This window comes from Cellvibrio sp. (assembly GCF_053579595.1).
The window spans coordinates 5,405-16,526 of the sequence record NZ_JBRFPI010000054.1 but is presented as its reverse complement, the minus strand read 5'-3'; the positions used below and the strand labels follow the sequence as shown (position 1 = coordinate 16,526).

The 11,122-nt window shown below is 45.0% G+C and carries 15 protein-coding genes; 11 read left to right on the top strand and 4 right to left on the bottom strand.

Features of this window, described 5'->3' with window-relative positions:
* Positions 1–7: 7 nt before the first annotated feature.
* The 4 genes from ACWA6V_RS05450 (at position 8) to ACWA6V_RS05435 (ending at position 2,163) form a co-directional block, all read left to right on the top strand.
* Positions 8–175 (top strand): AIR synthase-related protein, encoded by a 168-nt coding sequence (locus ACWA6V_RS05450; protein WP_449521532.1) that lies wholly within the window; start codon positions 8–10, stop codon positions 173–175.
* Between the two features lie 5 nt (positions 176–180).
* Entirely contained in the window at positions 181–870 is a 690-nt protein-coding gene (gene purN, locus ACWA6V_RS05445; RefSeq protein ID WP_449521531.1) for a phosphoribosylglycinamide formyltransferase, read from the top strand.
* Between the two features lie 11 nt (positions 871–881).
* Positions 882–1,595 (top strand): DUF3108 domain-containing protein, encoded by a 714-nt coding sequence (locus tag ACWA6V_RS05440; protein ID WP_449521530.1) that lies wholly within the window; start codon positions 882–884, stop codon positions 1,593–1,595.
* Between the two features lie 82 nt (positions 1,596–1,677).
* Entirely contained in the window at positions 1,678–2,163 is a 486-nt protein-coding gene (locus ACWA6V_RS05435; RefSeq protein WP_310073961.1) for an FKBP-type peptidyl-prolyl cis-trans isomerase, read from the top strand.
* A 91-nt stretch (positions 2,164–2,254) separates the two neighbouring features.
* On the opposite strand, the gene ACWA6V_RS05430 is transcribed toward ACWA6V_RS05435, so the two are convergent.
* The 4 genes from ACWA6V_RS05430 to ACWA6V_RS05415 all read right to left on the bottom strand — a co-directional run bounded on the left by ACWA6V_RS05430 (position 2,255) and on the right by ACWA6V_RS05415 (position 4,876).
* Positions 2,255–2,440 carry a hypothetical protein gene (locus ACWA6V_RS05430; protein ID WP_449521529.1) on the bottom strand — a complete coding sequence of 62 codons (186 nt, stop codon included), beginning with the start codon at positions 2,438–2,440 and terminating at the stop codon, positions 2,255–2,257.
* A gap of 19 nt (positions 2,441–2,459) precedes the next feature.
* Positions 2,460–3,686 carry an NAD(P)/FAD-dependent oxidoreductase gene (locus tag ACWA6V_RS05425; protein ID WP_449521528.1) on the bottom strand — a complete coding sequence of 409 codons (1,227 nt, stop codon included), beginning with the start codon at positions 3,684–3,686 and terminating at the stop codon, positions 2,460–2,462.
* Between the two features lie 71 nt (positions 3,687–3,757).
* On the bottom strand, positions 3,758–4,327 hold the full coding sequence (gene dcd / locus ACWA6V_RS05420) for a dCTP deaminase (protein ID WP_007642150.1): 570 nt from the start codon (positions 4,325–4,327) through the stop codon (positions 3,758–3,760).
* A 75-nt stretch (positions 4,328–4,402) separates the two neighbouring features.
* Positions 4,403–4,876 (bottom strand): MerR family DNA-binding protein, encoded by a 474-nt coding sequence (locus ACWA6V_RS05415; protein WP_449521527.1) that lies wholly within the window; start codon positions 4,874–4,876, stop codon positions 4,403–4,405.
* A 329-nt stretch (positions 4,877–5,205) separates the two neighbouring features.
* On the opposite strand from ACWA6V_RS05415, the gene ACWA6V_RS05410 reads away from it, so the two are divergent.
* The 7 genes from ACWA6V_RS05410 to ACWA6V_RS05380 all read left to right on the top strand — a co-directional run.
* Entirely contained in the window at positions 5,206–5,433 is a 228-nt protein-coding gene (locus ACWA6V_RS05410; protein ID WP_449521526.1) for a 4-diphosphocytidyl-2C-methyl-D-erythritol kinase, read from the top strand.
* A 220-nt stretch (positions 5,434–5,653) separates the two neighbouring features.
* Positions 5,654–6,049: a GtrA family protein gene (locus ACWA6V_RS05405; RefSeq protein WP_310073948.1), complete on the top strand. Its 396-nt coding sequence runs from the start codon at positions 5,654–5,656 to the stop codon at positions 6,047–6,049.
* A gap of 1 nt (position 6,050) precedes the next feature.
* Positions 6,051–7,013 carry a glycosyltransferase family 2 protein gene (locus ACWA6V_RS05400; protein ID WP_449521525.1) on the top strand — a complete coding sequence of 321 codons (963 nt, stop codon included), beginning with the start codon at positions 6,051–6,053 and terminating at the stop codon, positions 7,011–7,013.
* A gap of 39 nt (positions 7,014–7,052) precedes the next feature.
* Entirely contained in the window at positions 7,053–8,990 is a 1,938-nt protein-coding gene (locus ACWA6V_RS05395) for an NPCBM/NEW2 domain-containing protein (RefSeq protein WP_449521524.1), read from the top strand.
* Positions 8,991–9,015: 25 nt separating this feature from the next.
* Positions 9,016–9,738, top strand: a complete 723-nt coding sequence (locus ACWA6V_RS05390; RefSeq protein WP_449521523.1) for a glycosyltransferase family 2 protein — start codon at positions 9,016–9,018, stop codon at positions 9,736–9,738.
* The gene (locus ACWA6V_RS05385) at positions 9,735–10,127 is read left to right on the top strand and encodes a DUF2304 domain-containing protein (RefSeq protein WP_449521522.1); all 393 of its coding nucleotides are present in this window, start codon (positions 9,735–9,737) and stop codon (positions 10,125–10,127) included. The genes ACWA6V_RS05390 and ACWA6V_RS05385 overlap by 4 nt, the downstream gene beginning before the upstream one ends.
* 1 nt (position 10,128) lies before the next feature.
* The coding region (locus tag ACWA6V_RS05380; protein ID WP_449521521.1) for a hypothetical protein at positions 10,129–11,122 on the top strand (994 nt) is incomplete at its 3' end.

Here is an 11,122-nt window from a genome sequence, read left to right as displayed (position 1 = left end):
CCGCGAAATGTACCGCACCTTTAACTGCGGTGTAGGCATGGTGATTGCGGTTCCGGCGAGCGAGAAAGATAACGCTCTGGGCATCCTGCGCGCTGCCGGAGAAAATGCCTTTGTGATCGGCTCTATTGCCAAAGCGTCTGGCGACGAACACCAAGTTGAATTGCAAGGCCTTTAATACGCATGTCCACTCCTGATGTAATACCCTTGGCGGATGTAAAAACCTTGAAGGTTGTTGTTCTTATCTCCGGCAGCGGTAGCAACTTGCAAGCCTTGATCGATGGCGTCGCCACTGGCGACCTGCCCATAGAGATAGCTGCCGTTATCAGCAATCGCCCTGATGTTTTGGGTTTAACTCGCGCGACCAATGCGGGCATACCAACAGCGGTACTGGATCATAAAGTTTTTGCCAGCCGCGAAGCCTTTGATCAGGAACTGATGCGTACCATCGATGCCTACAATCCTGGATTGGTTGTACTTGCCGGTTTTATGCGCATCCTCACGGCCGAATTTACCCAACATTATCTGGGCAGAATGCTTAACATACATCCCTCGTTACTGCCTAAATTCCAGGGGCTGCACACCCATCAGCGCGCGATTGATGCCGGTGAAAGCCACCATGGTGTGACCGTACATTTTGTCACTGCAGAGCTGGATGGCGGCCCGTCAATAGTGCAAGCGGTGGTGCCGGTATTGGCGGGTGATGATGCAGGTTTGCTCGCAAAACGGGTGCAGCACCAGGAGCATGTGATTTATCCATTGGCAGTAAAATGGTTCGCGCAAGGCGATTTGAAAATGCGGGACGGCAAAGCTGAGTTAAAAGGTGAACTTTTGCCAGCTTGCGGTTATCAAATTGAGGCTAATGAGCCCTAAAAGGAATCTCCATGTTAAGCCTTCGCGTCAGCGTTTTTTTTATCTTTGCCCTATGTGCATCTTTGGCAAGCGCAGCAAATGCTCCCAAGACCTTTGACAATCAATACAAAGCCAAGCTCTACGGATTTAATATCACTGTCACTAACCGTTTAACCAAAACGGCAGACAATCAATACGACCTGTTATTCAAAGCCGAATCATTCATTGGCAGCATTACCGAACAGAGCAAAATGCAGTGGAATCCGGCGCAGCAAACCGTCAGCCCACTCCATTACAGTTATGCCCGGCGGGGTTTGAGCAAAGACCGTACGGCAGAATTATCGTTTGATTGGAAAAACAAAAGCGTCACCAACAATGTGCAAAAAACCAGTTGGCAAATGGATATCGCACAGAAAGTGCAAGACAAATTGAGCTACCAAATCCAGATGCAACAAGATCTGCTCAATGGTCAGAAAAATTTCACTTATCAAATCGCTGACGGCGGACGCCTGAAAGAATATAAGTTCATGACCGTCGGCGAAGAAATGCTGGACACGCCCTTGGGCAAAGTGAACACCATTAAAGTAAAACGCAGCCGTGAAAATGACGAACGCGTCACTTACGCCTGGCTCGCCAAAGATTGGAATTATCTGCTGGTGCGTTTACAGCAAGAAGAAAAAGGGGAAGCCTATACAATCTATATTCACAAGGCGACCCTGGATGGCAAAACCATCGAGAAATTTTAATCTTGTAACACTTAGACCGTATTAATTTGATTTATTTAAATCTATTCACCTAAACCTATTCACTCAAATCAAAAGGCTCTTTATGAATATCTCTGAAAATTGCGTTGCAAGCTTTCACTACACACTGACTGATGGCACCGGCAAAGTGCTCGATTCTTCCGAAGGCCACGAGCCACTGTCATACCTTCACGGTGCAGGCAACATTATTCCCGGCCTGGAAGATGCACTGGTCGGCAAAGTAGTTGGTGACAAACTGAATGTATCTGTAAATGCTGCAGAAGCTTACGGCCTGCGCGATGACAGCCTGGTACAAGAATTACCATCCAACATGTTCTCCGGTATCGACAACATCGAAGTCGGTATGGAATTCCACGCTGAAACTGAACAAGGCCTGCAGGTCGTTACTGTCACCAAAGTAGAAGGCGATCAAGTCACCATCGATGGCAACCACCCATTGGCCGGTGTTGACCTGACCTTTGATGTGGAAATTACCGAAGTACGCGCAGCGACCGAAGAAGAATTGAATCACGGCCACGCTCACGGTGCCGGTGGCCATCACCACCACTAATCGCTTGACGATAAACACAAAAAGGCTCCCCCTGTTTTTCAATTCAGAGGGAGCCTTTTTCATTACATAGCAATAACATTGTTGCTACGAATTATTTTAATTCCACTTTTTTCTCACCGCAGCGACTGCATTTATAGATAGTCACCAGCTTGCCCTGTTTTACATCAAATTGTTTTTCCTTTACTACTTCCCACTTATGAAAACCACTGCGGCATAAGGTTTTGCCTTTGTGTTTATCAAAAGGGCTTGGCTTTTTAAATTGGATCACATCACCCATAATCTAGCGCACTCGCTCATTAAACATAGGCAGCGGCAGCAGCACCAGAAGCCCAAGCCCACTGAAAATTAAAGCCACCCAAATACCCAGTTACATCAACAACCTCACCAATGAAAAACAAACCCGGCTGCGTTTTTGCCTCCATGGTTTTGGAGGAAAGATGATGGGTATCCACTCCGCCTATGGTAACCTCAGCTGTGCGATAACCTTCCGTTCCGGCAGGCATGATTTTCCATTCGTGGAATTGTGCTGCAATGAGCTGCAACTCCGCATGCGTATATTGATTGATTGGACGATTGCCATTCCACTGCACGCCCCAGTAATCACATAAACATTGGGCAATATTTTTGGTGAGCAATTCACCGACAATAGTGGTCAATAACACTTTGGGGCGCACCGTCTGTTGCTCAATTAAAAAATCGAACAAACTCAATTGCGGCAACAGATTTATTTCCAATTCTTTACCCGGCTGCCAATAGGACGATATCTGCAACATAGCGGGACCACTAAAGCCGCGATGGGTAAAGAGCATAGCTTCCGCAAAACTCACTTGGCCATTTGCAGTTTCACAACTCACACTGATATCGAGCGCATTACCAACGCAGGGCGAAAATACTGCGAGCTGCGCAGGTGAAAGCGTAAAAGGAACCAAACCTGCTGTGCGCGGCTTTAACGGCAAACCAAATTGTTCCGCCAATTCATAACCCGCACCTGTCGCCCCCATAGTGGGAATCGAAAGACCACCCGTCGCCACCACCAGAGATTCACAATAAATCGTACCCTGCGACGTCCTGACTTTATAGCGCATCGGCAAATGGCTTTCTGGCAAAGACGCAACCTGTTCAATATCGCAGAGTGTGTAAATATCTGCGCCCGCTTGTGCGCACTCATCAAGCAGCATCGACAAAATATCCTGCGCCTTATTATCGCAAAATAATTGACCGAGTTTTTTTTCGTGATAGGGAATGTGATGTTTTTGCACCAGCGCAATGAAATCCCACTGGGTGTAGCGCGCGAGCGCTGATTTGCAAAAGTGGGCGTTATCCGAGAGATAGTTTTTGGGCAGCACGTCCATATTGGTGAAGTTGCAGCGACCACCACCAGACATGAGAATTTTTTTACCGACTTTATTGGCATGATCAACAACGACCACCGCCCGGCCATGCGCACCCGCCATAGCAGCACACATTAAACCAGCCGCACCGGCACCAACAATTAATACCTGTGTTTGGGAAGGGAGAGCCATAACAATGAACACTGCAGAGCGGGTGCGCGGCACCAGCAGAAAATTACGTGCGCGGTATTAACTGCACGGTATTAGGTGCGCGGCAAAGTCACGCCGCGCTGTCCTTGGTATTTTCCACCGCGATCTTTGTACGAGGTCTCGCAAATCTCATCGGATTCAAAAAATAACATTTGCGCAACACCTTCATTGGCATAAATTTTTGCAGGCAGTGGTGTAGTGTTGGAGAACTCAAGAGTCACATGACCTTCCCACTCCGGCTCCAGCGGCGTCACGTTAACGATAATCCCGCAGCGCGCGTAAGTGGATTTCCCCAAACATACCGTCAAAATACTGCGCGGGATACGAAAGTATTCAACTGTACGGGCAAGTGCAAAAGAGTTGGGCGGAATAATGCACACATCGCTTTTGATATCGACAAAACTTTTTTCATCAAAGTTTTTAGGATCGACAACGGTGGAGTGGACATTGGTAAAAATTTTAAATTCATCCGCGCATCGAACATCGTAACCGTAGCTGGATGTACCGTAAGACACTATGCGCTGACCGGCGGCATCATAACGAATCTGACCTGGCTCAAAAGGTTCGATCATGCCGTGCTCTTCAGCCATACGGCGCATCCATTTATCGGATTTGATGCTCATAGTTGCTCCACTGCTAAATAGGTAAACGGCGCGCATCATAGCCTTTTTCAGGGTAGAAAAACACCAGCGCACAGGCTAGGAAGCATCACCAGGCAAACGATTGACAGGCGCATCCACCAATGTAAATGCCATAGACGAAGGTCGCTTTAACTGGGGTGATTCAGCCACCGCCAAGTGATTGATAATTGCACAATCACTTGTATCATCGCCCGCACACTCATTCGCCATATCGACCAGGGTATCGCGCATGGCATGGAGCGCAATCAACTGCTGATCAACCTGGATTATTTTTTCGCTCACCAGTGCTTTCACCTGGCCGCAACGGCGCTGTGGATTCGCATAGAGCGCCAATAGTTCGCGGCACTCATCAAGGCTAAACCCCACTGCCCTGGCACGCTGCAAAAAGCGCAACTGCGCCACATCCCCCAAGGTATAAATCCGGTAATCGTTCCCCTCTTGTCGCCTGGGCACTACTAAACCTATCTCCTCGTAATAACGGATGGTTTTATTGGGTAGGCCGCATGCCTGAGCCGCCTGGCTGATATTCATGATATGCCTCCTCGCAAGTTTTTATCTATTCCCACTACTTTAAACATTTCCCTAACTGTAATGTCAATCAAATATGGTCATTACAGCTATAACCACCCGTAACCCGTTACACTTTTCTTGCTACTTTTTGAAACAAAAATACAAATTTAAACGCCACTTTTATAGCAACCTTCTATATGATAGGTGAACCAATACACACTTTTGGTTTGATTATTTTTATATAAATCATTGGTTTATCAATGTTTCTTGACAAAATAATTTAATAAACCAGAATAACTGAACAAGATTTATCCTGATCCAACGACGGGTTTTACCTTAAAGGACGATTTATGGAATATCTCGATATCAACCATCCTGAATGGCAAAGAATGTGGGATGAGTTGGCCAGCTATCGCTTGAATGCCGGAGATCCCCTCTGCATCCATGAAGGGCACTGCTGGGAATATATGGGGTCCACCTTAGATCACCATCACTTGCGCCACGCATGCCATCCGCTGACCAATAAAGCGGAGTACATGTATATAGAGCGCGCCGGTGTTGCATTGCGTTGGGCATGATGCACGCATCACTATGAAAGACGCTCCCTACCCGCGACCATTTTCTGCACACTCACAATAATTTTTATACTAGTGTCACACTCCCCCTTTAAGCTGCAACCAGCTTTGAGAATTCCTACCACTTTTGCGTTAAAAGTATGCTAATGTGCTGCGTTTTTACGATGCGCACCGACTAACAATTCATCACAACTCATTACAATAACAACCTAATAGAATAACAATGAAACGCTTCGTCCTGTTTGTAGGTATTGGTGGCATATCCACCCTGATTCAGTTTTTATTGCTGATCTTGTTTGTCGAAAGCCGTTTATTGCCAGAGGTTGTTGCTTCTGCAGCGGGATATGTACTCTCGTCATTCTTTAACTACTGGGCGAACTACCACTACACATTCAAGAGCTCTAGCAGTCACGCGCAGACATTTCCCAAGTATGCGCTGGCAGTTGCTATCGGCTTATCAACCAATACCTTGTTGTTTGCCGCGTTTTTATGGTTGTTCAATAACTATCTCGCCCTGCCTTGGGTCGAGCATTATTTGGCTGCCCAATTTCTGGCTACGGGAATCACCGTGGTGTTGAATTTTGCGGTGCATAAATTCTGGATCTACAGGAATCATTAACATGACAACGTCTATTCCATCACTTGCGGTTGTTATTCCCTGTTACAACGAAGAAGAGATGTTGCCCAAAACCCTGGCAACCATGTTGAACCTGCGCGACTCAATGATCGCCAAAGGCAAAATTAACCAGGAATCCAAAATTTATTTGGTTGATGATGGCAGCAAAGATAAAACCTGGAAAATTCTCGCCGAAGAAGCAGCAAAAAATCCAGCGCTTGTTGCGGTAAAACTATCGCGCAACAAAGGCCATCAAAATGCGCTTTATGCGGGCCTGTGCACCACCACCGAAGATATTACGGTCAGTATCGATGCAGATCTGCAAGATGACCCGCAAAATATCGAAGCCATGGTGGATGAATATTTAAAAGGTAACGATGTCGTTTACGGTGTGCGCTCGGCGCGCCGCACTGATACCTTCTTCAAACGTTTTACTGCAGAAGGTTATTATCATTTGATGAAAAAAATGGGCGTCGATCTGGTGTTCAACCACGCCGATTTTCGTTTACTCTCGCGCCGAGCACTAGAATCACTAAAAGAATACGATGAGTCCAATTTGTTTCTGCGCGGCATAGTACGCGAAGTCGGTTACCCATCATCTGTAGTTGAGTATGAGCGTCAAGCGCGTGAAGCAGGTGAAAGCAAATATCCGCTGAAAAAAATGTTGTCGTTTGCATGGAAAGGTATTACTGCATTTTCCACTGCACCACTTCGGATGATCACCGTGCTAGGCCTGCTGTCAGGTTTTGCCTCTTTTAGCTTGATTGCCTGGGTTTTGGTAGTGCGTTTATTTACTGACAATGCCGCACCCGGTTGGGCGTCGGTACTCTTGCCCTTGCTATTTATCGGCAGTGTACAATTAATTTGCCTTGGAATTATTGGCGAGTACTTATCGAAAATTTATGAGGAAGTAAAAAGAAGGCCTAAGTTTCATATTAGCGACATTGTCGGACGGAAGGATCAATAAGCAAACGCCCATTTAGAAAAATCAGGTATGTATATAAAAATGAACGACACGACGACCACTGCTGCTGATGAACCAAGGGGATCCACAACAACTAGCGCCAGCGATCAGGAGCGCGCACCCACACAAAGCGCGATAACCTTTGTCGATATCGTGCCGTTGGATTTATGCGACAATCGCCGCGTTAATTCCCATCTATTACACAGCTATTTAATTCTGGCCATATTCGCTAATTTCACATTGCTCTTTCTCAAGGGCTACAGCCAGGATCTGGGTTATTGGCAAGATTGGGTGCGACAACTATCAACTACCGGTTACGATAGTTTTAATGGAAACTATCCTCCATTTTATATCCACTGGCTCTATCTTGTTGGGCAGATTTACAACACCACAGGTATACCACTTGAGCATAATGATTTATTAAAATTTCTTACCCAGCTACCTGTCGTGATATTCCATGGGTTATTGATTATTTTAATTCACAGCCAATTACGCCGATTCAACGCCACAAATCAATTCACTCATATTATTTTACTACTAACGGCAATCAACCCAGCCATATTAGTAAATGGCCCTATTTGGGGACAAGTTGATTTAATACCGGCCACTATGGTGTTCGGTGCATTTTTACTGGCCACCTACCGGCAATACACCTACCTTTCTGTTCCTGTTTTTGTGCTGGCATTGTTAACTAAATTTCAAATGATTGCTTTCGCACCAGTATTTGGATTTTTATTTTTCCGCAATATCGGCAAAAACCTGATAGGCGTTTTTATTGCTATCGCTGTGGGTGCACTGGTATTTATGCCATCGATCCTTGCCGGGCATTTTTTACAATCGGTTAACCAAGCGTACATTGATACTCTAGGCCAATATCCAATGACGACATTCAATGCCGCTAATATTTGGATTTTGCTAACCGGCAATGTGGCCCCCGATAACATCATTTTATTCGGTGTTGCGGCTGATTCAGCCTTGGCCAAAATATTTATCGCAAAGTATTTTGGGATGCTGTTATTTTCCTTGACCGCACTGGGTATTTTCCTCTACGGCATTCACTTTCTTATCAAGAATGACACCGTAACCGACGAGCGCCAACTATTATCACAAGCACTCTTTTCTGCAACCATTTGTGCACTGGCTTTTTTTGCGTTACTACCTGCCATGCATGAGCGTTATTTATTTCCCGCAGTCGTTATGGCGATCACTTTCAGCGCCATAGCACAACAAAAATTGGTTTATCTCTTAGCACTCAGCCTATTATGCAGCCTGAACATGTTGATCATTTTAGAAATCAACGGTTCAGATATCTGGCATGGCCTTGCCTGGAGCACTATGGTTCTGCTAGTTTTAGCCATTATTGATTTGGTTAGCTCTGGCAGGATCATCAGCTGGCTAACGACGCTACTGAAATTCGCGACCAAACTTCCCGCTATATCCATGTGGTGTTTTATTTTTGCCACATTAGGAATGGCAGGCTATTTTTTTGACCGCTACCAAATTCACACGCTCACACTCACCGGCAAACAAACTTTTCTGACTACTCTACCCCTTGTCTATGCCAAACAAGATCACGGCACTATGGCATTAAACCGCAGTTACGATGGCAACTATCTGTCGATAGCTAATCGCCGCTATGCACAAGGAATAGGTACACATGCTAGTTCTGAGATCCAATACCAGTTACCCCCAGATGCCGTCGACTTTAGTTTTATAGCTGCTTTGGATGATGAAGTCGGTACTGCTGATGTGCAATTTTCCGTATGGGGCGATGATAAGTTATTATGGGAATCTGCACCTATGTTAGGTTATGAGCGCGACATTCCCACTATTAATCTCGATGTTCGTGGCGTACAAAAACTAACACTGAAAGTGGCTCCATTGAAAGATGACAAATGGGATCATGCCAACTGGGTCAACACAGTAATATCTATTGCCCCAACAGCGCCCCCTGAAGAACAAATACCAACAATTCACTGACCCAATTTGATACTGGTGCACGCTTATGCGAGAGCGAATCCTAATAATCATTCCAGCCTACAATGAAGAAAAAAATATTCGCAAGGTTATTCAATCCTTGCACGGAGCCAACTCTGATTATGAGTGCCTTGTAATTAATGACGGTTCAAAAGATGACACCCAACGTGAAGCAGAGGCTAACGGGCTGGCAACCGTCATTCAATTGCCTTCTAATCTTGGAATCGGTGGTGCAGTACAGACAGGTTTTAAATATGCGCTCTATCAGAACTATGATTACGCAATCCAATTTGATGGCGATGGGCAGCACCTCGCCAGCGAGATACCTAAAATTTTATCGCCGCTCCAGTGCAACGATTACGATGTCTGCATAGGTTCACGCTTTATTGAAAAGACCATGGGTTTTCAATCCACCTTTATGCGCCGCATTGGTATTCGTATTTTTGAATGGATGAACATACTGCTTATCAATAAAAAAATTACCGATAGCACCTCCGGCTTTCGCGCCTACAACAAACAGGCTATTGCGTTTCTTGCAACTAATTATCCAACTGATTATCCCGAACCCGAAACTGTCATCTTATTAGGTAAAAACGATTTCCGTATCCGCGAGGTGTCTGTTGAAATGGTCGAGCGACAAGGCGGCAATTCATCTATTTCCGGCCTGAAATCAGCACACTATATGATCAAAGTAATTTTGGCCATGTTGATGACATCACAACGACAAAAAATTCGCAGGATCTCGTTATGATCGAGGATACATTGAAACTTCTACTGGACAATCGCATTCAGGTTTTTTCTATTATTGGTAGCCTGATGTTATTTCTATTTATCTTGCGTTTGGTAAAACGCAGGAAACTTAAGGAAGAATACTCACTACTGTGGTTAGGTTTTGGATTTGTTTTTATCGTCTTATCCATTTTCAAACCTATGCTGGAAATAGTTGCCAGTGCGGTTGGTATATTATATGCCCCGGCCGCTTTGCTATTGATGCTGGTTATTTCCGTCTTTTTTATATTGATTCAGTTTTCAATCGTTATTTCAAAGCTGGCGGAAGGTAACAAAAACTTGATTCAGGAAGTCGGCATACTCAAGGCAGAAATTAAAAAACTAAATTCATTGATTAAGGATAAAGAATAAAATGAAATCGCTGCTAGTACGCACTCTAAAATCAAAGACGCTTTACGTCTTGATTTTAGCTGTTGGCCTATTGATTCTTCTCATGCAAAGTATACAGCCCGTCTTCTCTAATTTTAGCCTGACTACACCCTCAGGAAATATAGAGACCATAGCTACCCCAGGCTTTATGCAGTCCAATGAAAGTGGAGTGTACCGCCTAACCGGCACACTCGCGATGGGCAAATACACCAGCACTTTATTACGCTTTATTCCTGACGACGAAATTTACACGTTAACAATCAATCAACACCCGATTGATCTAAGTATAATTCCAGCGCACGAACGCAAAGATTACAGCAAAGGGTTTACCTACGAACTTAAAGACTATTTACATCCGGGCGACAATCAAATTGAAATCCTTTATATGGATCAAGGCGGTCTGATGGGGATAGTTATCAGTGCAGAAAGTAATGGTCATATCACGCACCTTATCTATTTATTGTTTACCGCTGTAGCAATTTTGCTCGCGTTCAAAATCACCACCGCTTGCCGTTTATCTACACCGATCAAAGTACTTTTTATTGGTGCTTTATTAATTCGCCTGGTTTATTTTTCAGTTACCACCGCTGATATCCGAGAGCACGATCTGGGCGATCATATTGGCTACACTGAATACCTATCCCAACACTGGATGCCTCCACCCGTTGACTATGCAGTAGGCGGTGCATTTTTTCATCCGCCACTGTATTACTACACGGGCGCTATTGTTTATAAAGCAACCCAGCTATTGGAGCCCAGCAATAAAGTTATTCTTTTTCGTATACAGCAGGTATTAGTACTGATTTACTCGATGGGATTTGTATTGTTTGGTCTGATGATTTTGCAGGAGCTGCTGAACTTATATCGCAAATCACCTACACAACCGGAATACCCAAAACCGGTAATCATTCTAGAATCTACGGAATCTACGGAATCTACGGAATCTACGGAATCTACGGAATCTACGGAATCTACGG

What these genes read in the sequence shown, in the direction of transcription:
- ACWA6V_RS05410 (WP_449521526.1), top strand. Translation starts at nt 5,206, where the DNA reads ATGGAATATCTCGATATCAACCATCCTGAATGGCAAAGAATGTGGGAT.
- ACWA6V_RS05400 (WP_449521525.1), top strand. Translation starts at nt 6,051, where the DNA reads ATGACAACGTCTATTCCATCACTTGCGGTTGTTATTCCCTGTTACAAC.
- dcd (WP_007642150.1), bottom strand. Translation starts at nt 4,327, where the DNA reads ATGAGCATCAAATCCGATAAATGGATGCGCCGTATGGCTGAAGAGCAC.
- ACWA6V_RS05435 (WP_310073961.1), top strand. Translation starts at nt 1,678, where the DNA reads ATGAATATCTCTGAAAATTGCGTTGCAAGCTTTCACTACACACTGACT.
- ACWA6V_RS05425 (WP_449521528.1), bottom strand. Translation starts at nt 3,686, where the DNA reads ATGGCTCTCCCTTCCCAAACACAGGTATTAATTGTTGGTGCCGGTGCG.
- ACWA6V_RS05440 (WP_449521530.1), top strand. Translation starts at nt 882, where the DNA reads ATGTTAAGCCTTCGCGTCAGCGTTTTTTTTATCTTTGCCCTATGTGCA.
- ACWA6V_RS05395 (WP_449521524.1), top strand. Translation starts at nt 7,053, where the DNA reads ATGAACGACACGACGACCACTGCTGCTGATGAACCAAGGGGATCCACA.
- ACWA6V_RS05415 (WP_449521527.1), bottom strand. Translation starts at nt 4,876, where the DNA reads ATGAATATCAGCCAGGCGGCTCAGGCATGCGGCCTACCCAATAAAACC.
- purN (WP_449521531.1), top strand. Translation starts at nt 181, where the DNA reads ATGTCCACTCCTGATGTAATACCCTTGGCGGATGTAAAAACCTTGAAG.
- ACWA6V_RS05430 (WP_449521529.1), bottom strand. Translation starts at nt 2,440, where the DNA reads ATGGGTGATGTGATCCAATTTAAAAAGCCAAGCCCTTTTGATAAACAC.
- ACWA6V_RS05390 (WP_449521523.1), top strand. Translation starts at nt 9,016, where the DNA reads ATGCGAGAGCGAATCCTAATAATCATTCCAGCCTACAATGAAGAAAAA.
- ACWA6V_RS05385 (WP_449521522.1), top strand. Translation starts at nt 9,735, where the DNA reads ATGATCGAGGATACATTGAAACTTCTACTGGACAATCGCATTCAGGTT.
- ACWA6V_RS05405 (WP_310073948.1), top strand. Translation starts at nt 5,654, where the DNA reads ATGAAACGCTTCGTCCTGTTTGTAGGTATTGGTGGCATATCCACCCTG.
- ACWA6V_RS05450 (WP_449521532.1), top strand. Translation starts at nt 8, where the DNA reads ATGTACCGCACCTTTAACTGCGGTGTAGGCATGGTGATTGCGGTTCCG.